Annotated in this window: 21 protein-coding genes; 15 read left to right on the forward strand and 6 right to left on the reverse strand. The window is 45.4% G+C overall.

The features are described from left to right. Nucleotides 1–32: 32 nt before the first annotated feature. The 10 genes from K300_RS0109590 to K300_RS16260 all read left to right on the forward strand — a co-directional run bounded on the left by K300_RS0109590 (nucleotide 33) and on the right by K300_RS16260 (nucleotide 12,069). Nucleotides 33–287 (forward strand): hypothetical protein, encoded by a 255-nt coding sequence (locus K300_RS0109590; protein WP_022851456.1) that lies wholly within the window; start codon nucleotides 33–35, stop codon nucleotides 285–287. A gap of 77 nt (nucleotides 288–364) precedes the next feature. Then, entirely contained in the window at nucleotides 365–2,278 is a 1,914-nt protein-coding gene (locus K300_RS0109595; protein WP_022851457.1) for a hypothetical protein, read from the forward strand. 44 nt (nucleotides 2,279–2,322) lie between these two features. Further along, nucleotides 2,323–2,661, forward strand: coding sequence for a DUF2460 domain-containing protein (locus tag K300_RS0109600; protein ID WP_022851458.1), 339 nt, complete (start codon nucleotides 2,323–2,325; stop codon nucleotides 2,659–2,661). Further along, nucleotides 2,655–3,266, forward strand: coding sequence for a baseplate hub domain-containing protein (locus K300_RS0109605; RefSeq protein WP_022851459.1), 612 nt, complete (start codon nucleotides 2,655–2,657; stop codon nucleotides 3,264–3,266). Before K300_RS0109600 ends, K300_RS0109605 begins: the two co-directional genes overlap by 7 nt. Before the next feature lie 10 nt (nucleotides 3,267–3,276). Continuing rightward, nucleotides 3,277–3,654 (forward strand): C40 family peptidase, encoded by a 378-nt coding sequence (locus K300_RS0109610; RefSeq protein ID WP_283804761.1) that lies wholly within the window; start codon nucleotides 3,277–3,279, stop codon nucleotides 3,652–3,654. After that, nucleotides 3,623–8,575, forward strand: a complete 4,953-nt coding sequence (locus K300_RS0109615) for a phage tail protein (protein WP_022851461.1) — start codon at nucleotides 3,623–3,625, stop codon at nucleotides 8,573–8,575. The genes K300_RS0109610 and K300_RS0109615 overlap by 32 nt, the downstream gene beginning before the upstream one ends. Further along, the gene (locus K300_RS0109620; RefSeq protein ID WP_022851462.1) at nucleotides 8,572–9,159 is read left to right on the forward strand and encodes a hypothetical protein; all 588 of its coding nucleotides are present in this window, start codon (nucleotides 8,572–8,574) and stop codon (nucleotides 9,157–9,159) included. Before K300_RS0109615 ends, K300_RS0109620 begins: the two co-directional genes overlap by 4 nt. Continuing rightward, nucleotides 9,122–9,595: a hypothetical protein gene (locus K300_RS0109625; protein WP_022851463.1), complete on the forward strand. Its 474-nt coding sequence runs from the start codon at nucleotides 9,122–9,124 to the stop codon at nucleotides 9,593–9,595. Before K300_RS0109620 ends, K300_RS0109625 begins: the two co-directional genes overlap by 38 nt. Then, nucleotides 9,595–11,463: a LamG domain-containing protein gene (locus tag K300_RS0109635; RefSeq protein ID WP_081646948.1), complete on the forward strand. Its 1,869-nt coding sequence runs from the start codon at nucleotides 9,595–9,597 to the stop codon at nucleotides 11,461–11,463. The genes K300_RS0109625 and K300_RS0109635 overlap by 1 nt, the downstream gene beginning before the upstream one ends. 9 nt (nucleotides 11,464–11,472) lie before the next feature. Then, complete coding sequence (locus K300_RS16260; protein WP_026836398.1) at nucleotides 11,473–12,069, forward strand: DUF4376 domain-containing protein; 597 nt, start codon at nucleotides 11,473–11,475, stop codon at nucleotides 12,067–12,069. 503 nt (nucleotides 12,070–12,572) lie between these two features. Here K300_RS16260 and K300_RS0109645 read toward each other — a convergent pair. The 6 genes from K300_RS0109645 to nikR all read right to left on the reverse strand — a co-directional run bounded on the left by K300_RS0109645 (nucleotide 12,573) and on the right by nikR (nucleotide 17,311). After that, nucleotides 12,573–13,751 (reverse strand): M24 family metallopeptidase, encoded by a 1,179-nt coding sequence (locus K300_RS0109645; protein ID WP_022851466.1) that lies wholly within the window; start codon nucleotides 13,749–13,751, stop codon nucleotides 12,573–12,575. Continuing rightward, the gene (locus tag K300_RS0109650) at nucleotides 13,748–14,662 is read right to left on the reverse strand and encodes a sigma-70 family RNA polymerase sigma factor (RefSeq protein WP_022851467.1); all 915 of its coding nucleotides are present in this window, start codon (nucleotides 14,660–14,662) and stop codon (nucleotides 13,748–13,750) included. Before K300_RS0109650 ends, K300_RS0109645 begins: the two co-directional genes overlap by 4 nt. Then, on the reverse strand, nucleotides 14,659–15,174 hold the full coding sequence (locus K300_RS15270) for a TIGR00725 family protein (RefSeq protein ID WP_022851468.1): 516 nt from the start codon (nucleotides 15,172–15,174) through the stop codon (nucleotides 14,659–14,661). The genes K300_RS0109650 and K300_RS15270 overlap by 4 nt, the downstream gene beginning before the upstream one ends. 168 nt (nucleotides 15,175–15,342) lie before the next feature. Further along, nucleotides 15,343–15,960 carry a protein-L-isoaspartate(D-aspartate) O-methyltransferase gene (locus tag K300_RS0109660; RefSeq protein WP_238320648.1) on the reverse strand — a complete coding sequence of 206 codons (618 nt, stop codon included), beginning with the start codon at nucleotides 15,958–15,960 and terminating at the stop codon, nucleotides 15,343–15,345. After that, nucleotides 15,950–16,828, reverse strand: coding sequence for an acetylglutamate kinase (gene argB / locus K300_RS0109665; RefSeq protein WP_022851470.1), 879 nt, complete (start codon nucleotides 16,826–16,828; stop codon nucleotides 15,950–15,952). Before argB ends, K300_RS0109660 begins: the two co-directional genes overlap by 11 nt. A 78-nt stretch (nucleotides 16,829–16,906) precedes the next feature. Further along, nucleotides 16,907–17,311 (reverse strand): nickel-responsive transcriptional regulator NikR, encoded by a 405-nt coding sequence (nikR, locus tag K300_RS0109670; protein ID WP_022851471.1) that lies wholly within the window; start codon nucleotides 17,309–17,311, stop codon nucleotides 16,907–16,909. 112 nt (nucleotides 17,312–17,423) lie between these two features. On the opposite strand from nikR, the gene K300_RS0109675 reads away from it, so the two are divergent. From K300_RS0109675 to K300_RS0109695, 5 genes are read left to right on the forward strand one after another with little or no spacing between them, the layout of a single operon-like run. Continuing rightward, a complete protein-coding gene (locus K300_RS0109675) occupies nucleotides 17,424–18,932 on the forward strand; it encodes a sensor histidine kinase (protein WP_022851472.1) in 1,509 nt (502 codons plus the stop codon). Between the two features lie 30 nt (nucleotides 18,933–18,962). Beyond that, nucleotides 18,963–19,703 (forward strand): SIR2 family NAD-dependent protein deacylase, encoded by a 741-nt coding sequence (locus K300_RS0109680; protein WP_022851473.1) that lies wholly within the window; start codon nucleotides 18,963–18,965, stop codon nucleotides 19,701–19,703. Next, the gene (locus K300_RS0109685; protein ID WP_022851474.1) at nucleotides 19,703–20,206 is read left to right on the forward strand and encodes an HIT family protein; all 504 of its coding nucleotides are present in this window, start codon (nucleotides 19,703–19,705) and stop codon (nucleotides 20,204–20,206) included. The genes K300_RS0109680 and K300_RS0109685 overlap by 1 nt, the downstream gene beginning before the upstream one ends. Next, entirely contained in the window at nucleotides 20,206–20,526 is a 321-nt protein-coding gene (locus K300_RS0109690) for a LapA family protein (RefSeq protein WP_022851475.1), read from the forward strand. The genes K300_RS0109685 and K300_RS0109690 overlap by 1 nt, the downstream gene beginning before the upstream one ends. Continuing rightward, nucleotides 20,523–21,515, forward strand: a complete 993-nt coding sequence (locus K300_RS0109695) for a tetratricopeptide repeat protein (protein WP_022851476.1) — start codon at nucleotides 20,523–20,525, stop codon at nucleotides 21,513–21,515. The genes K300_RS0109690 and K300_RS0109695 overlap by 4 nt, the downstream gene beginning before the upstream one ends. Nucleotides 21,516–21,525: the final 10 nt, after the last annotated feature.

Genomic DNA, 21,525 nt, shown 5'->3' on the forward strand with positions numbered 1-21,525 from the left:
ACTGCTCTATTCTGAGGTTTTATCAGTTATCAATGGCCGAGCTGGATCGTCTCCCGCTCGGTCAGTTCTTCCGGCTTTACCGGCAGATAGTGTACATCACCGTCAATGAAAGCAGGCACAGAGCCATATCTAATGCAGCCGCAAGCGATCCATCCGGTGAAATCATGGCTGGATGGCGAACGCTGATGATGGATGTGATTAAAGGCGAAGATGCCAGGGCTATTGAGGATGCCATTGAGTTTAAGAGGGTGAGGGATGAAAAGAAAACGCAAGGGAATAACGACTGAACCGGCTGGAAGAAAAGGGATAGGGGTTGCTGAGAAATCAGCCCCCGCCTGCCTTTCAATGAAAGTGGGGGTGTGAGATGGGAGATGGTACTGCAAAAGCAACTGTAAATACTGCAGGCAAAATGATGAAAATAGCTTCATCGATGAACCTTGCAGGAATAGTTAAAGAAATAGTTATAGAAGTATTATTTAATGGAATCCAGTTCCTGGTAAATAAAGACTGGGAAGCTGACCCTAATAAATATGAAATAAGATTTAGCGAACAGAGTCTTGGTGAACTAGAAGAAACGATAAAGAAACTTGGGCTCTCAATGACCCAAGTTCTCAAAGATATATCTGACGCTACAGAAAAGCAAATTAACGAACCATATGAGTATGCGAACAAGGCACTAAGATTAGGGTTTTCATATGATGATATATTTTCAGTTACAAAGTACCTATCCGATTATGGAGACAAGAACGATATCAAAAACATGAAAGATCTATACTTAGAATTCTTTAAGAATATCGAGACATTTGATTATGAAAAGTTGAAAAATGCAGGGATCAATCTTGATAGTATGAATGTTGCGGAAATTCTTGAAAAACAGTCTGGGAGACTAAATCCAGACCAAAGACAGGTTATTGTTAATGAGATATTAAGACAAATCAATCAATCACTGGTTAATAACTCAGACAATCCTGACGCAAAAACACTGTCTAGATTGGACCAAAGCTCGGGTAGAAATAATAATAAACTTGAGATTGATCGAAAACTGGCAGGAATTCATGACGTTCATGTTACCTCATCTGTTGTAACCAAAAAGCTCGATGAAGTCATTAAAAGCTATCAAGAAACTGTAACGGATGGCACAGGGTCAAAAAAGCTTCAAACTACTGATGCCGAGACAAATGTCAATGATTCCCAGGTCATTCTGGGTGAAGAAGACATGCCCGAGGTTGAACCAGCCTACATCATAGATATCCAAAGCATCGTTAGTAAACTCAATGAAATCCTGCAAGCTATTAATAACATTGAGCACACCCCCTATCCCCCCGCACCAAATGGGGGTGGTGCCCCTATAACCACCAGTGACAGCGACGAAAATGGTTTCTTTGACATAGCCTCTGAGCCTGGTGCAGGAAAAAAAGGTTCCAGTGATGTAGAAAAAATTCTGGAAGGTATCGAAAGTGAAAAGAAAGTAATAAGACTCACTGAGCTTTACGGCGAAAGAGACGGCTATGACTGGCAGAAGGCTGAGATCCACAGAGAGATGCGTGAGACTGCCCGTAGATCAGGAGGAGATCCGAGGGTCATAGAAGCGGCACGGGAAATTAAGGATTACAAACTGGCTGATCTGGAACAGAGAAAGGAGGCCGAAGAACGACAGGCTGATCCGGTGTTTCAGGCAACAGATGGCGCCCTCACAGAGATGAAGGATATCGGTCAAAAACATCTTCAGAGCTTTTTTGAAACAGGGACTTTGGACACTGGAGCGATGATAAGCGAGATGGCCAAAGGGCTAGAGATCTTCGCAATGCAGAAGGTTACACATCTACTTATGGAGGCCGCTTATAATGGCGTCATGTTTCTTGTTACAGGAGACTCAAAACACAGCAAAGCTGCATCGGCGGCCTTAAGTGGCGTTCCTGCAATCCTTTCCATTCTTGCAGGCTTCAAGGCGGGGAATATGCTTTCCAGCGGCGACAGCGAATCTGGCGGCGGAGGAGCCCCTGTGGGGCAGGCCCACGACGGCTGGGAAGATGTTCCGGATACGGGCACTTACTACCTCGAAAAGGGTGAAACAGTACTCGATAAAAACACCACTAAATGGGTCAAGGAACAGAAGTCCGGCGGTATCAACATGCACAACAACATTACCATCAACGGCGGCGATGAAAAGAGTGTAATGCGGGCACTTCCTGCACTGAGACAGACCATTAAAGATGTTGTAACAGAGGACATAGCAAACAACGGACAGGTTCGTAAGTCTATTAAGGCTTACGCATAATTTCATTCAATTCAGTCAAAGACGTAATTATATGAGAGGGGAACATGGCAGATACATACCCGCTGAAACCGAATAGGATAACCGTAACCACAATAAGGCACAAAACCACTGTTGCAACCTTTGAGCGAGGAAACGAACAGAGAATGAGCAACTGGAAGAAGGGTAAGAAAGAATTCGAACTGAAGCATTATAACCTGTCCATTGAAGAGAGGGACCAGATAATTGCTTTTCATGAGGATAGACATGGAAGTCTTAGGAAGTTCTACTTTGCCAATCACGTGGATAATCTCGTCTACGTTGTTAGGTTTGCTGAGGATAGCTTAAGTATAGACCATGCAAATGCTTACTCCTTTAACCTTACTGCGAGGGTTATAGAATGCTGAGAATAAACACCGGTGGAGATAACACAGTAATAAACAGCGAAGAGCTACTGATCCATCACCTATACGAGCTTGAATACGCTGACGGGATGTTCCTCCGGATGACCGACTGTGATGAGGATATTGACTACGGTGGAAAAATATACTCCAGCAACGCAATAACCCATGATGGTCTGAAAAGCTCTTCCGGTTCGGAGACGAACACCGTAAGCCTTTCAATTGGTAATGCAGACAGACAGATACAGTATTACCTTGAGAACCATAACATACTAGGCAAAACGGTTACCGTCACGCAACTATTCTCCGATGTGGATGGGAATATCAAGGGTGAGATCAGAGGAAGCTATAGGATAAAGAACGCAACTGCCAGAAAAGATGTTGCCACATTTACCCTGGCTCTGGGTTTTGATTTATACAATATAACCGCTCCAAACAGAAGGATGTTCACACAGTATTGCCAGCATCAGTTCAAGGACTCTAATTGCAAATACTATACTGCTGATCCTGATGTTCGGTGCGGTAAAACTCTGAAGGCCTGCATGGCCTTTGGTAATTCGGTAAATTTCGGAGGATTCCCTGCGTTGCTCAAGTCCCATTTCTATATCTAAATATCTTGGGATTCCGTATCTCTCAGGAGGAAGGGATCGTTCGGGTATAGATTGCTGGGGTTTTGTAATCCTTATTCTGAAAGAAGAGATGGGGATTAAACTGTTTGATTATCAGTATTCCGATGATTCGGAACTTGGAGGGATGATAATTGAACACATTTATGAGCAGTTTGAGCGTGTTGAACAGCCGAAGGCTGGCGAATTGATTCTGTTCGGAACAAAGACGGATATACCGGATCATATTGGAGTTTATTTAGGTAAAAACAGGTTCATACACTCCATTAGAGGTCATGGGGTAATTGTATCTAAACTAGGTGTTTGGAAGGGTAAGGCATATGGATACTACAGAGCAAAAAATGCAGATAAAGATAGTTCCCAACGCACTTGATAGGACAAACCGCAAAGAAATTGAGGTCGATTATTGCGGTCAGACCTGCGGGGAGCTTTTCGATGAGTATACGGAGTACAACAGGGAAGATTTTATCCCGGTTATATCAGGCAAGACCGCTGAATGGGAAGACAAACCCAATGATTATGACGAAGTCATATTTATCAATGATATAAAGGGCGAGAACGGCACAATGGTATCGTTTGCCCTAGGCGTTGCGCTCATAGGTGGTGGTGCTTATTTATTAGCTATGGGCAATCCAAATGGAATTCACGTAGTCACAGCGGGTATATCAATGCTTGCAGGAACTGCTGTGGGCATGATGGCAGGTATGTTCACCCCAAATGTTCCAACTAATAATATACAGGATGAGTTTGCCGGCTCCAGGACATACTCTTGGGACGGCATAAGAAACCTGGTTGGGGAGGGTAACGTAGTTCCTGCTGTTTTCGGCAGACATAGAGTTGGCGGAGCAGTTATTGAGGCCTTTATTGATGGAGAAAAAGACAGTGGTGTTTTTGAGAAGGAGTATTTGAATGTGCTCATTGCTCTGTCAGAGGGAGAAGTGGGAAGTATTAGCGAAGACGAGGTATATGTCGGAGACAATAACATAAAATATCTGGAAACCGTTGAGGCAAGCCAGGTATATCCAATTGAACAACTTTTGTCAGACACTCAGCATACTGACCCTGTGCAGCCCCAGGGAGAGTTTGGTGTTCATACCTTTTCTGAGGTAACATGCAATTTATTTATTGAAGAAGGCTTAGAAAGAGAAGTGACTTGGGAAGAGTATGACGAGGGTGAGTATTATACTAATTCTTGCTGGGTACCTCTTAAGGCATATATTTCTGCTGAATGTAGAACAATCGGAGACACAGATTGGATTAATGCTGGCACAAAAGAAGTTTCTGGAAGAAGCCAATTCTTCTCTGTAAGTTTTGATATGCCTGAAGGTGAGTATGAGCTGCGGTTTAAGGGGTATATTAAAGAGGTAAACGATTATTACTACAGCATCCCCCGCAGCTATCCAGTTCTTAAAAACATAGAGTACAGAGGCCGCGGGACTGTCTATTCTCTTAATACCAGAACCGGAGAATCCTACCAAAGATCCATGGGTGGGTTTTCAGAAATTAAGAAGCATATTAATGTTGCCGGCAAAAAAATTACATACGGCAATTACCAAGAATATATTTCTACAGGTATGATAGATTCTGCCGTTGTAGGCATTAGATTCCCTGCTTTATTTAAAACCTCCGATAGTGGGGGGATAGAACCTTTTAAGATTAAGTTTCGCTTAGAATACAAGCCATATGAAGATCAGGATATCCCCGAAAACTGGACGACTGTTCTAAATCCTGACACTAGCGTAGAGGATCGTTCAGAATTTGAAGTAACAGGGGAAACCCGCTCCGAGATAACCTATGCTGTAAGGTGTAAGTTCTCTCAAACACAACAACGCTATACTATCAGGATTACTCGTCTTACCGAGGACTATGAGGATAACCTTAGGGTAAATGCAGATTCATACCTCGGCTATGTTCAGGAAATCCTTGATTCCGAGATTGCTTATAACAACACCGCACTCCTTGGGGTCCGTATACTGGCCACTGATACACTTGCGGGTAATATGCCTACTATATCAGCCACTATCAGTGGAATAAAAGTCGGCGATGTCAGGTATATCGATGAAACCGGTGTGTTCCCGAGCGATTCTCCTGCTCCAGAAGCGAGCTCTAACCCTGCAAATATTCTTTATGAATTGCTAACAAGCAAACGATGGGGATTCGGTAAATGGATTAAGCCCACGCAGATCGATATCGAGTCGTTCAGAGAGTTTGCAAGCTATGCAGATGAAATGGTTTTTTTCGAGATCGAAGAAAACGGAACTCTGGTAACAAAGGCACACAAACGCTTTGAAATAAACCTTGTACTTGATAAAGAGTACAGGGCATCTGAGATTGTAGCAAAGATATGTTCAACATGCAGGGCAACCCCCGTATGGGAGGGTGATAAGCTAAGAATCGTTATTGATAAGGCGGACACCCCTGTTCAGCTGTTCAATATGAGCAGCATTGTTGAAGATACATTCTCGGAAAGTTTTACAGATGTAGGCTCTATCCCCAATCAGATCTCAGCTCAAATCCTTGATGAAGAGGATAATTACAAACAGGCAACGATCGCTGTATATGATAGTGAAAGAATCGGAGAGCCTCTGAACAGCAAGGATATACAGCTATACGGTATAACAAGTAAATCAAGAGCAAAACGTGAAGTCGCCTTCGCCCTCCGTAAAGCTAAGGCTACAAAGAAGATTGTAAGCTTCGAGGCTTCTTGGAAAGCGGTTGTTTGCCAAGTGGGTGACTTGATACTTCTTCAGCATGATACACCCCAATACGGTCAGGGAGGAGAGATAACTTCAGCCACTGCCGACAGCCTGGGGCTTGATGAAGATATAGAGCTGGTTGAAGGCGAAACCTATACACTAAGAGTTCAGAAACGTTCAGGAGTAATGTATGTTCGTACATTTATCCATTCATCTCCGACAGCAACGACTAACGCTATAGGAATATCCGGCAACTCAGGTGAACAGGGAGAGCCTTCTGATATTCAGGCAGGCGACGAATGGGTATTCGGCAAGGTTAATATTGAATCAAAGCCGTACCGTATCCTTTCCATTGAAAAGGCGAAGGATGAAACAATCAAGATCACAGCAGAAGAGTACAATGAAAGTATCTATACAGATGATTTCGATTCATTAGTGGAGGAGACAAAGTACTCTCAGCTAGGCTTGGTGAAAGAGGATGATATTGATATCGAATCCGGAGCCAACCCTGCCACGGTGATACCTCCTTTTGTAACAAATATCGAAGCAAGGGAAGTTATCTCAATAAAGGCAACAAGACCCATCAGTAATATTGAAGTCTATTTCACTCCTGCGGTTAATAATTTGGCTACTACTGTGAGAGTGGAGCGATATCAGATTCTTTATTCAAGTGACGGCAATAGATGGCAAATAGCAGAGGAAACAAACGGTAATTACGGTGTTATTCGTAATGTTGAAATAGGTAAAACATACTATATAGCAATAAGATCAATTACCAACTACGGAGTATCCAATAACCCGACTTATGGTTCTGATCTATGGGTGGCTATCGCTACAGACGGCGTTACAGATACTGATCTTTCTTCAATGAGTTTTGTAGCAAATATCCATGACGATGGAACCCTCCTTGAATGGACGCATCCAGTCAGTATTGAGGGGGTTGAAGCTTATGAAATATGGAGGTATAGCCTTAATGATAATAGCCAGCCAGTTCATATAGCTACAAAGCCTTATCCTGAGAAGATGTTAGTTGATCCTCAAAAGCTTTTGGCTGGTTCATATGCTTACCAGCTATATGTTGTAGATATGGCTGGAGTTAAGTCTTCAACAATGTTGGAGGTTTCGATTGATGTGCTTCCTCCCGGCGAAATCACAATGCTTGGTTATAAAAGGCAGGGAGCAAATATGCTTCTGGTTTGGAACGGATTAACGGCTAGAACCACCTATCCTATCAGCCATTATATTGTTGACGGTGAGATAATTAGAGAAAGCTTCCTGGCTGTTGATGGTGACTGGGATGGCACCAAGAATTATACAATTTCTGCCGTTGATACCGCCGGAAATGTTGGCCCAGAAACAATACTTGCTGCAGAGATCCCTGTTCCCAATAATCCCACTGGTATAACCCATACGCCCAAACTTTATGGAATAGATGTCAGTGTAGATGTAATTACCGATAACAACTTTTCGTCCTTAGAGATATGGGCGAGCGAGACTAACAACCGTGCTGATTCACTGATGGTTCATTCGGGAGAGTCGCTAAGATATTCATTTACGAATCTTAAGCTTGTTGATCACAGGTATGTATGGGCAAGAACCAAGGATGTTTTCGGCAACTATTCCGGCTGGTATCCTTTCAGCGATAGCGGAGGAGTGTACACTGAGACGCTTCAGGATCCTTCTGAACTGATTGATGCCCTTGATGGAGCTGTGACCGCAGACATGCTTGAGGATACACTATCGTCACGTATAGACCTCATAGATACCAATTCAGTATACGAAGAAGGAGTATACGAGAGTGTTATATATGGAAGTATTTCCCAAGTGGCATTTGAAAACAATTCGGGCATGGCTGCCATCCAGGAATCAATGCTTATTCAGGAGAATGACACAGGGAACCTGCAGGCTGAATACTTCCTCAAGATGGGTGTAAACGGCTATATCAGCGGGTTTGGAATGTTTAATGACGGCTCTAATTCCGCGTTTGGAATCAATGCTGACAGCTTCTTTATTGTTGATCCCAGTAACGCTGGAACTCTTGAGAGGCCTTTCGAGATACTTATGGACGGAGGAAGTGCAACCGTTAAACTGAAGGGGGATCTAATAGCCGATGGCTCTATAGTGTCGGATAAAATTGCTGCAGGGGCAGTAACAGCGGAATCGGGCATTATTGACGACCTGGCTGTGGATACCCTCCAGATTGCTAATAATGCGGTTACCGTTCCGGTTCATGCATCTTCCGATGGAACATTCTATGGTTCAGATGTGATGAATCCCATCACGATAGTTGAAGCTGTAGTCGTTAATAGCTCGAGTCAACCAATGAATGCTCTGATCACTGTGCATGGCCAAATTATCTATACTTCGGCTAGTGGGGCTAGGAACGCAGGCTTTAATATTACAAGAGTTGACGAAAATAATACCGAGATCAAAATAACAGAGATTATTGACACATTCTACGCTGATTTCATGTCCTATGTGGCATATGACACAATAACTCCGAACTCCACTTATACATACAAATTAATATGGCGTTCTGATGAGCCTACAGTAGCCATTGTCGACCCGTCTCTTGTTATTATGGGGGTCAAGAAATGAAAACCTTTATCAAATATGACGGCAACGGAAAGATTGAACAAATTCAAACAGTTACAGCTAAAGAAGCAAGCATATACCGAAGGTATCTAAAGGGCTGGCTTGAGGTTGACGGGGCAATTAACCCAAAGAGTTATTATATTGAAAACGGGAAACTGACAGAGAAACCACCTCGGCCTTCCAAAGAGATGTCCTTCGACCACGCTCAAAAGAAGTGGGTTGTGGACAAATCTTTGGTCAGAATTGATGTTAATCAAAACCGAAATAGAAAGCTTAGAGAAAGGGTTACTATTGAGGGTGACACCTACGATGCTGACGATAAGGCACTCGTCATGGCTATGGCCAAAGTGCATGAGGTAAGTTTCCGGTCTGAGAGCGGTGAAGACTTACACTCCGACGAGCTCTGCTGGATCGATGGTGAAAACAGGATGAAGCATTTTAATTCAGTAAGTAGATATCTGGTGTTCTTGAAGAAATTAATTGCCGAAATCAGCAGAAGAAACTCTGAAGTGATAATAAGTGCGCATAAAAGAAAATGTGGAGGAGAAAATGGCGAGTTATCCGTTGAACGTATTGAAAGTAAATGAGAAGCAGGCTCCTTTAACAGCTGTAGAACATGATGATAACTGGGGACTGGTGGAGGATGCAGTAAACGACCTTGATTCTAGAATTGCAGGGATACACGTTGATGAGATTGATAATTTTATCAACAAAGGAACAGTTTCCAGCGGTACCGTAACATTTGACTACTCCGAAGGGAGGGGGCAGGCTGTCACAATAGCAGGCTCCGTATCCTTTGATTTTACAGGTTTTGTCGCTGGCAAAGCCCAGGGAATTGTAATCCGTGTAGAGAATGGCGGCAGCTCTGTGATCACATTCCCCTTAGTCCATTGGAGAAAGAGTGATGGCACCAGTACGACAAATTTCTCAGAAGCGGGCGTAATCCTTCAGTCAGTTGGCACAAATTTTCTAATAGTTTGGTCCGATGACGGCGGAGCAACATTGCACGGGAGCATTCTCTGATGAACTATCAAACAATTCTGCCATTTACAGCTTCTTCGCATAGTGGACAGAGCTCTATCCCGTCGGATTATGTGGCCTTCTACAAGCTAGAAGATAATTCCGGTTTTGATGAAACAGGCAACAATCATATAACATACTCTGATCCGAATGTGATTTACTCAGCGGGTAAATTCGAAGGCTTTGGGGCATCTTTGTCAAATGGGGCATATCTTGAGACTCCATTAACAGTGCCTTCGAGTGCGTTTACCTGGTCCGTGTGGGCTAAGTTTGAAAGTGCAGGCTCCGATACAGGAGGTCTGGACACAATTTTTGGTAGATGGCTTTCAGCAGGGGCAGAATCATATGGGTATGCCATTTTTCTTGAAGAAACAGGAACAGCTCACGCTGGGGTTTGGGCAGATGTCGATGGAGTTTGCACCTTTATTTCAAGTTCTGCATCATTTTCATATGACAGTAACTGGCATCACCTAGTTTTTAGATATGACGGCTCTGAAATTGTGCTTTTCATGGATGGCGTTAAATATGCTGCAGCGCTTTGGGATGGACAGCTCAATGGTGATGCCGAAAAGCCCCTTTGGATAGGAAAAGGAAACTCTGACCCCGCTAGTCAGCATTCCCAGATATTCGAAGGCACTGTGGATCATATCCGTGTGTATGAAAGGGCACTTTCAGATTCAGAGGTGAATACGCTATATAATGAAAACGAAAACAATGGCGCAATAATCAATGACGGAATACTTACAAACGATGGTTCCGCTGCTGATGATAGATTTACAGTTGAATCTCATATTGATGGAGATAGAACTGGAGTAGAGGTTGACATCTCCAGAGATGGCATGGTTATGGTTGTTGGCGCATGGTTCCGCAACTCTGAGCGAGGTGGTTTCTATCTATATGAAAGAGACATAACTACAGGAGGATGGAGCCTGATTGACTTTTTCTGCCCACCGTCTGCTGTTTCAGGGGACAAGTTAGGGTACTCCTTAAGGATCAGCGGTGATGGTCATACCGTTGTACTTGGCGGATATAATCAGGTTGAAGAGGCTTATGTTTATTCGGATAGGAGTGGAAGCTGGATCCTTGAAGCGACACTTACGGCATCTGAAATAAGCTGCTGGAATCCTAATGGTTTCGGCTTTTCGGTAGCTGTGGATTATGATGGCGATACCGTAGCAGTTGGCTCGTATGGCTGCAACGGGGTTGGTATTTTTAAACGTTCAGAAAGCACATGGACTAAGACAAGGGTATTCGGTGGCGCTATAAACTGGTTTTCCAGTAATTTTGGATATTCAGTAGCCATATCTGACGATGGTTTGAGGCTTGCAGTAGCCGATTTTTATAAAAACACCTCTGAGAGAGGAGTTGTAGGAGTTTACGAGCTCACAGAAGATGGATGTATATCTTACTCTCCAGATCTTCTTACATATAGAAGTGGTGATATCGATTCAAGAATGGGCATATTCGTTGATATCTCCTCAGACGGCAGGTTTGTTCTGGCTGGAGCATACTACGATAATGGAAGCGGCACCCGCAGAGGTGCAGTTTATCATTTCTATGAAGAAGGATACAAAGGGTCTGGAAGCTGGTCTTCCCCTACCAAGGCTACATCTCCTACTCCTTTTGATTATGAATATTTCGGCAGAAAAGCCAGATGGGTAGAAGACGGCAGCCTCAAGTTCATTGTCTGCTCATATGGAGGAGCAGATTACCCGGGTAAACTATACTTGTATGAATATCCAGACACATTTCTTCAGGAGTATCTGCCTGATGTTACGAAAAACGACACATTCTGGGGATATGGTATGGTTTCAAATGGGGACATTCTTGTTGCTAGCGGTCAAAATGGCATAATACACACATACTATTAAGGAGGTCGTATGTTTTACAATCCGGATAATTCTACAATATTAAAGAGTAAGAATGAAATAAGGCGGGCAGTCCCGAATAAATCCTTTCCAGCATCAATTCCTGATGAGGTTGTTCTGGGTGAAGGGTATTACTATTTGGAGGATGAGCTTCCTGACTATAACCCAGCTTCAGAGAGGGTTGCCAAATCAGGAGTTATATTCGACGAAAAATCAGGCAAGTACTGCCAAGCTTATACAGTTGAGCCTCTGCCTGAGGATATAGTATCAAAACGGCTTGAGGCAGAGAAAAATGCAAAAAAGCTTGAAATAAGAGATGATTTCCAGAGGGTAAGATCAATGGCATCAGAAGCTTTGGGAGCCGAGGTTAATTTCGGAGAGAAACACATTGCAAATCTTTCTGGTCTTATTAAAACCTTAGATGCGGGAGAAACGACAGAGTTTCGTATCTTTGATAACACTTTTGTTACATCTACAAGAGAACAGCTCGAGCTCCTTGAGATTGAGATGTTGCAGAATCTCCATGCTTTATATGCTAGAAAATGGGAGCTTGAGGGACTTGTTGCGAATGCGTTAACTATTTCCGAGATCGTAGAAATCAACTGGTGAGGTTGCCGGCTGAATGGACTGGTGTTCTGTGCGACTGTTTACAGCTGCCTCTTAGTACGGAGGCAGCTGTATGTTAGGTTAGCGAAATAAAAATCACCCTCCGACACATAGTGGATGTTTGTTTCGCTTCATGTGTATGTGTGTTATTGTCTATAAGCATAAGAGGGTTTAGATAGAAAATAAGCGATTTTGGGGTGTTGACTCTATTGGCAGAGATTTAGTGATAATAATCATCATAACGGTACTGCTATGTGGAATTCGTCTCCTTCGGCCTTATAAAATAATAAATTTAACACAATCATAACTAGTTTATCCTGAAAGTGTAAACTATTCTTTTACTAGGATAGGAGTTAGTTCGCTTATCAACTTTGTCTCATTGATAGTCTTTCTTTACAGTGTGTTTGTAAACGTCCATCTTTTCTTGCAGTAGATATTTAGAGTTTTCCGCTCTTTCAAAAGACTCCCCTGCGGTTATATTTCCCAGGGAATCATGCAGTCGTCATTCAACCTTTGCTGATTATATCAAAATGGCTTCCTGTAAGGCTTTTTCCGCCTTCGGGGGTTACGACGAAGGTGTTTTCGATGCCCACCATGCCGAGTCCGGGTATACCTCGTTTCGGTTCTAGGGCTATTACCATATTCTCTTCGAGGGGGTCATCGAATTTTTCGGCGATAACAGGGTATTCGTCAACGTGCAGGCCGATCCCGTGACCGAGAAATGTTACTTTGCCTAGGCCGAACCCGTTATACTCTTTGAGGAATTCAGCATCTACTCCTGCGGTGTGCTCCCTGTATATTTCTGACGGGACAGCACCGGGGCGGAGCATATCGGCACCCCTTTGCTGGAGCTGAACACATATTTCGTGGTATCGGCAGGCCTCATCTGTGAGCTCACCGATGGAGTATATCGAGGTCTTATCCGTATAGTATCCCTGGATTCCGCAAGCCACATCCACAAAAACCGGCATATTTCTTTCAAGCTTCACTTCACTGCTGCCCATGAGTGGAACTGCGGTGCTGATACCTCTTACTCCGCCCGGACCGTCGAAGGTGTTGTGGTAAAGCGCACTTTCGCCGAAGCAAACAAGACCGAGAAAGAGCTCGCTTCCATAGCCGCCTGTTCTGGTGAGCCCCTGAGAACCCCTTCGCATCATTTCTGAGAGGATCTCTGTTCCAAGTTCAAATTCGCTCATACCAACTTCGAGTATGGAGGGGACATATTCCTCCAGGACGCTTCGGTGTATCTCGCCAGCCTGTTTCATAAATGAAAGCTCCAGTTCGGACTTAACAGCCCTTGCCTTTGCCACAGGAAAATCTAGTGAGCGGATTTCATCGAAGGAGTGGTATTTGCTGAATCGGGAGAAATGGGCCATTGGTATCTTTTCTGTGTCAAGATGCAGGATGCCGCCAGACTCAATCTCAAGTTCACGGAAGCTTTTGAAGCATCTTACATCTGGGAAGTTTGATTCCTCAATGGCCCTCTGACAGCTTCTACGGACATAAAAAACGGCGTCCCCGTCACGCTTTATGACAAGGACACCGTTTTGCATCGTTCCAGTAAGATAATAGCAGTTGATCCTGTCCATAAGGACAGCTGTTTTCCATTCCGCATCGAAGCCAGTCAGCTCACTGCGGAGCCTGTTAATTCGTTGCTCAAGTTCCCCTTTGGGGATAATTGTCACAGAAGCTCCTCAAGGGTGATATTCTTTGTTTTGAGAAGGTTACGCAGTTTACTGAGTACCCTTTTCTCTATCTGACGAACACGTTCCCTTGTAATGCCGAGATCGTTTCCAATGGCCTCAAGGGTTTCGGGGTCGTTTCCGCCGAGTCCGTAGCGACGGATGATTATCACCTTCTCATTTTCTGATAGGTATGTAAGCCATTTAAGGATAGTGTCCTTCTTGCTTTCGGACTCTATCTTCATATATGGGTCGAGATATTTTTCATCATCAGCGATGAATTCGTGGAGCGTGCTGCTTTCGTCGCCGCCAACGGGCATATCAAGGGAGGTATCCTGCTTAATCGCATCGAAAACCTTCTTGAGCGTTGAAAGAGACATCTTGCATGCAGTGGAGAGCTCGAGGATAGTGGGTTCTCTGCCGATCTTCTGCTGAAGTTCTGCCTGCATCTTGAGAACCTTGCTGATGTTTTCAGACATATGTACGGGGATACGTACCATACGGCACTGGTTTATGATCGCCCTTTCGATCGCCTGGCGAATCCACCATGTGGCATAGGTGCTGAATTTGAATCCTTTGGTGTAGTCAAACTTTTCCACAGCCTTGAGAAGCCCGATGTTCCCTTCTTCCACGAGGTCAACGAGGGTCATGCCTCTGTTGATGTACTTTTTAGCGATGGATACCACAAGGCGGAGATTACACTTGATCATCATCTCTTTCGAGCGTTCATCAAGGTTTTCAATCCCCTTTGCGAGTTCCACCTCTTCCTCTCTCGTGAGTACAGGATAGCGGGAGATCTCATTCAGATAGATCTTAAAAACTTCAAGATCATCAGAGTTGTAGTCGCTTTTTACCTCTTCGGCAACGACCGGTTCATCAAGTGCGGTTTTTGGTAAAGTTTCATCGTTAATCATAAGGACTCCATTTGGTGAATAAAATGATTAAAAAAACCTGAAGGATCAGTGAAGTTTGCTGAGTGGGCATAGGGCGAGTGTAAGCTGATAAGGTTTTTATCCATCTTGAGAGCGATGGCGATTTCAGAAAGGGTTCCCATACCACCCCCTATTGAAACTACTATGTCGCCTGAGGAGACGACTAGTGCGTTTCTGGCGTGCCCAAGTCCGGTGGGTATTACAATGTCACAGAAAGGGTTAGCTTCCTCCCTTTTGTAGCCGGGGATAACCCCCACTGTGATACCGCCGTTTTCCCGGGCACCTTTTGAAGCATACTCCATGATGCCTGTGCGTCCGCCTGTGAGAACTGCAAAGCCCCTTTCGGCTGCCAAGGCACCAACCTTGTAGGCGGCCTCTGCTAAAACTGAATCAGACCCGCAAACAGAAGGACTTTCCTTCTGGGTTGCAGAGGCAGACCCGGCTAAAGCATCAGTATCAGCAGCTCCTATGACGCAAATCGTTCTCACGATCATTAATTTAACGTGGTTCTATTAAAAATGAAAGGGGAAAAGTAACTAATTTGTCCGAATTAGAAAAGTTTGACAAAATTGACAGAAAATCTACATAAATACTTTATATTCAATATTTTAAATATACAAAAACGATTAACGAAGTTGATCAGTTCTGAAAACCATGTTTTGTTATTCGCATACAAAGTCCACGAAACTACATGGAGCAATGTTTTCTTTTTTAATGGAGTCCCCCTCTTTGGTTACGAGGACTATGTTGCCGTTGAGGGGAATGAGCATCTTCCCCCCGTCTGCCAGCTGTGCTGTGAGTTCGCTGGGGAGGTTTCTTGCCTCGGCTGTGGCGATGATCCTGTGGTAGGGTGCGTTTTCATCCCAGCCCAGGTTGCCGTCATCTATCTTGAAGCGAACGTTGGTGATGCTCATCCGGCGGATGATGGTCATCGCCCTGCGGTATAGCTCGGGTATCCTTTCTACGGTGTAGACTGTTTTGGCGAGTCTGCTGAGTATGGCTGCCTGAAAGCCTGAGCCTGAACCGATCTCCAATACCTTGTGCTCGCTGGTGACATCGAGAGCCTGGGTCATAAAAGCAACGGTGGAAGGCTTTGATATGGTCTGGCCGTAGCCTATGGGGAGTGCATCATCCACATAGGGCCTTCGGCACATAGCCTCATCGATAAATTTTGATCTAGGGGTTCTGCGGAAGGCGTCCACAACCCTCGTATCGCCGCCGCATGCCGGGGTGATAATGTCTCTAATGAACTCTTCGGGTACCTTTACGTTATTCAACAATCTGGGTTCCTATGCCGTGATCGGTGAACATCTCCAGCAGGACAGAGTGGGATGTTCTTCCGTCGATAATGTGTGCCTTACTCACACCGTTTCTAACTGCGTCCGCACCGCAATCCACCTTGGGAATCATTCCCCCGGTGAGTGTGCCGTCCTTCTTCATGCCTTCTACCATGCCCAGCTTTATGGTGGCTATGCGGTTCTTGTCCTTGTCCATAACGTAGGGTACATCGGTGAGGAGGATAAGCTTCTCCGCCTTGAGTGCGGAGGCTATGCTCCCTGCAACGAGGTCTGCGTTTATATTGTACGCCTCATAGTCGTCACTGACACCCACAGGGGCGATTACCGGTATGTGGCGGTCTACAATGTTATCTATTACATCGACATTAATGCTCTTAACTTTCCCCACATGTCCAAGATCGATGATTTCGGGTGTTCGTATATACTCAATACCCTCCTCCATCATCAGCTTTTCTGCACGGATAAGGTTGCCGTCCTTCCCTGAGAGGCCGATGGCGTTGCCGCCGTTTTTATTGATAAGGCGTACTATATCCTTGTTCACTTTTCCGGCGAGGACCATCTCCACTACATTCATCGTTTCGGTGTCGGTAACACGCATACCGGAGACAAACTCGCTCTCTATATTGAGCTTTTTCAGCATTTCCCCTATCTGGGGGCCTCCGCCGTGGACGATAACGGGCTTGATGCCGATGTATTTCATCAGCACGATATCTCTGGCAAAGCCGTTCTTCAGTTCATCATCCACCATGGCGTGACCGCCGTATTTGATAACTATGGTTTTGCCGTAGAAACGCTTTATGTAGGGCAGGGATTCGATCAGGACGTCCGCTTTGCGGATCAGCTCCTCCATGGGCCACTCTCCGGTTAAAAGTTTGTATATTTATAAACTGTTTTTGTGTTCATATAAAGAATTTTTGCAGAGTAATATCTATTTAACACCAGTTACATTTATACTGGCATGCTTTATACCCTTCATCGTTTTGAGGGATGTATAAAGCTCCTTGATAACCTCAGCATCTCCGCGAACGGCGATAATCTCAAGGCAGTTGTCATGATCCAGATGTATGTGCTGGATGGATATTACAGCATCATGCACCTCGTGCTGAATCTCCATAACCTTCGACAGCAGATCCTTGTTGTGATGGTCGTAAAGGATGGTAATGGCGCCTGCGATCCTGCCGCCTGTGCTGAACTCCTTCTCTATTACGAATTCCTTGAACAGGTCGGAAACAGCTTTTGAGCGTGTGTCGTAGCCCTCCTGTCTGATCTTTTCATCGAATTCATCCAGAAGCTCTTTTTCTATGGAGACTCCGAAGCGTACAAGTTCTGCCATATCCGCCACCTTAATATATTTAGTATTGATCGATTCTAGGATTAGAGGGGTTTTTCTTCAAGCTCTTTTACAGCTTATTGCAAGGGGTGTGTAAATAGTGTAGATATAAGCGATGAAAGAACCGGGGCAGAAGCGATACCTGAAGCTGCAGTTTAAGATAACTGTGGTTATGCTTATAATGCTTAGCATAATAAGCCTTGTTGTAAGCGGTATGCTGACCAGCAACATTGAAAAGAAGGCGGATACCATTGCGGAGGATTATATCAAGTCCCTCCCGTATCTGGTGGAAAGCTCTTTGGACAGCTATATGCTTATGGAGGACAAGGCGGGTGTTAAGGAGCTTGTGCTCAGCCTGGAGAAGGATGCCAACATTATGGGTATCCACATCATAAACTCCCGGGGGGATCTCTCCTGCGTTCTTGCGGAACTGCGGCATATGTACGACCGCAAGTATCTCCGCATGGTGAAGAAAAACGCCACCTTCGAAGAGAGGTTTCTGGACCTTGAGTACGACGGCACAAGGTTCCTCTCCTATTATAAACCACTTGAAAATAAAGAGAAGTGCCAGTCCTGCCACGATGTGGACGAAGGTGAGTACCTTGGCGCTCTCAATATAAATATTGATCTCACAAGGCTGACAACCCTTCTGCGCAAGGAGGTCTTTGAGGTCAGAACCTTTATGATAGTGGCAGATATATTCATATTTGTCGTCCTTTTTACGATGATCTATATCCTTGTTATCCGCCCCGTGAGCATCCTTGAGAAGGGTATGCAGGAGGTTGCGGACAATAATCTTGATATCAGGACGCAGATAAGCTCCAACGATGAGTTCGGGCGAATGTCCACCCTCTTCAACTATATGGTCTATTCCCTCCGCAAGGCCTTCTCCACCATAAGCTCGATGCACAAAAATATGCTGCATACGGACAGGCTGATGACCATGGGGACGCTCACAGCCTCCATAAGCCATGAGATAAAGAACCCGTTAAACTCGATAATGATAAATGCGGATATTCTCATGATGAAGCATCCGGAAACGAAGCCCTATGGCGACAAGATCATGCTGGATGCAGAGCGTATAAGGGATATTATCGACCAGACCCTTAAGTTTTCCCGGGTGGATCAGGATTCCACTGCCTGTATTGATGTGCGGGACTTCATCGAAAGGATAACCCTTTATGTGAACCGAACCCTTATGAAATGGGCGGATATACCCCTCGAGCTTGATATGGACGATAATCTTTACTGCATACATGCAAACCCTCTCCAGCTTGAGCAGGTCTTTATCAATATCCTGAGAAATGCTGTGGAAGCGGTGGAAAACTCGAAAAAACCGAGAGTTCGCCTTAGTGCCAAGGTTAAGGATGAAATGATTGAGTTCGATTTTGAGGATAACGGCGGCGGCATCCCCGAGGAAACCAAGAACAGGATCTTTACTGAGTACTACACCACCAAGCATAATGGTACCGGGCTAGGGCTTACAATCGTGAAGCAGATCGTTGAGCAGAGCGGCGGAACCATAGATTTCAGATCAGAGGTGGGCAAAGGAACGGTATTCATGCTCCGCTTCCCCCTTGTCTGCAACTGCACCGAAGATAGCTCGTATCTTGATCAGTCTTGAGAACATATTGAAAATTTGATATAAATTCTAATGGATAGCATAGCTGAACTGCAGACACTGCTTGATGAGTCCGGCAGGATTATTTTCTTCACCGGAGCCGGGATCAGCACAGAGAGCGGTATACCCGATTACCGCTCCCCGGGTACTGGTCTGTGGCGGAATCTGGGCGCAGGCGAGGGGCTTGGGATAGATGATTTCAACGAGAACCCCGCCGCTTTCTATGAGACATTCACACCGCTTTACGATGTTTTCCGCAACGCTCAGCCGAACTCCGGCCACAGCTTTATGGCAAGGATGCAGCAGACGGGGAGACTCAAAAGCGTTATCACCCAGAATATCGACGGTCTGCACGCCAGAGCCGGTTCTGTGATAGTTCGAGAGCTCCATGGAACGCTTGAGACCTCAAGCTGTATGAAATGCGGAATGAGCTTTGCGACCAAAAAGGTCTTCCGCTGGGTGAGTGACGGTATGAACCCTCCGCTCTGCCCCTCCTGCAACGGAGTGATAAAGCCGGATGTGGTCTTCTTCGGCGAGGAGCTCCCCGCCGATACCATTGACAATGCTGTTAAAGACAGCATGGAGTGCGATCTTTTTGTTGTGGCCGGTTCATCCCTTGCGGTTATGCCTGCGGCACTCATGCCAGGATATGCAAAGAGTGCCGGTGCGGCGGTGGTTATTATCAACAATATGCCCACACCCTATGACACCATGGCCCAGCTGGTTATCCACAACCCGATCGGAGAGGTTATCTCCGAACTGGAGGCAAGATAATGTCAGAAACGATGGACAGGCTCTGGGCTCCCTGGCGCATGGCCTATATAACAGGTATAGCGAGGGATGAGGGGTGCATATTCTGCACAAAGCCCCTTGAGAAGAACGACAGAGACAACCTTATTCTTCACAGAGGTGAGAAAGCCTTTGTTATCATGAACCTTTTTCCTTACAACAACGGCCACCTAATGGTGGTTCCATACAAACATACGGGTGTTTTTACCGACCTTGAAGATGAGGAACTCCTTGAGATAATGACCCTCACAAAGCTGAGTATTAGAGTCTTCGACAATACCCTCGGCCCCGGTGGATACAATACAGGCTTCAATATCGGAAAGGCCGCAGGTGCAGGGATAGACAAACACCTGCATTTCCATATAGTACCCCGCTGGGTGGGGGATACAAACTTCATGCCCGCTGTGGGGGAAACAAAGGTTATTTCAGAACATATTACGGCAACCTACGACAAACTTCTCGAAGGTTTCAGGAAGGAGACAGCTTGATGAAATTTATTGGAAATCTTCTCAAGATAGCTATGGTTATCGCCATTGTGCTTTTCGCAGTGATGAACAATCAGGTGGTTAGCGTACAGTATTTCTATGAGACCCCCTCCAGAGAGGTCCCTCTCTTTGTGGTTATGTTGGTCTCTCTTTGTGTGGGGATTGTGATAGCCTCAATATTCTATCTTTTCGACAGGTTCAAGCTCACCTCCCAGCTGAGGAACTGCAGAAAACAGCTTAAAACAGCCGAAGGGGAGATTAAGCGTCTTCGCAACCTCCCCCTTATGAGCGACGAAAAAGAGGAAGGCGGCGAAAAGAAATGAAAGGTGTAAACAGGGATATGCTGAAATGCCGCTCCTGGTTAAGCCTTATAAATGGTGATATAGAAGGAGCCCAGGAGACCCTGAAAGAACTTGCTCTTGAGGATGCGAACTCGGTGGATTCATACTTTGCCGCTGGTGTCCTGATGAGGGTGCGCGGGGATCATGCCCGGGCTGTTCATGTGCACAACAGTATCCTTGAATGGGAGAATCTGGACCGTGGGCTTGCACGTCTGGTGGCTCTTGAACTAATGGAGGACTACTACGCTGCGGGTGATTTCAAATGCGTTGAGGATAACTACCATCGTGCGGAGCATACCGAAAGAGCCGCATGGCTCAGAGCCTCTGCTGTGGAGAATCAGGCGAGATACGAAGAGGCGGCCAAACTCTGGGAAAAGATGGGTGGACACGGTGCAGATGCGGCCAGGTGCTGGCTTAAGCTAGCCCTTGGTAACAGGGGAGAGAACGAGGCGGATATGGTTAAATTCGCCCGCAAGGCTCTGAAGGCTGATGAAAACTGCACCGAGGCACGCTTTGAACTTGCAAGACACTACCTAGGACGGAAGAAGAAGCAGAAGGCGGTTGACGAGGCGTCGGAGATAGTAAGGCGTGACCTTGTTAAAAGCTACGAGGATATGGGTAAGCTTGAGGCCTTTTACTACGAGGCTGGTGAGGTCGATGCTCTGCACAAGCTCGTTTTTTCACGTATAGCGGCAAAAAGCTCAAACCAGTGGATATATGTATACGCTGCAGGGCATTTCCTGAAAAAGGAAAACAGGGATAAATCGATAGAGATACTCGACTATTACATGAAAAACCATGGGTACGACACCGCCGTGGTGCGGACCTATGCGGAGATCATTGAAGAGCCCGTTCTGCTCGATGTTTTCAGCCACGATCTCTACAGATGCAGGGAGTGCGGCGAACGATTTAATGAAGATCATGAGCTCTGCCCCGGATGCGGCGGCAGGGATACATTGAGGAAATTGTGACAGATTGCAT

Source organism: Limisalsivibrio acetivorans (assembly GCF_000421105.1).
In the GTDB taxonomy this organism is placed as follows: Bacteria; Chrysiogenota; Deferribacteres; order Deferribacterales; family Geovibrionaceae; genus Limisalsivibrio; species Limisalsivibrio acetivorans.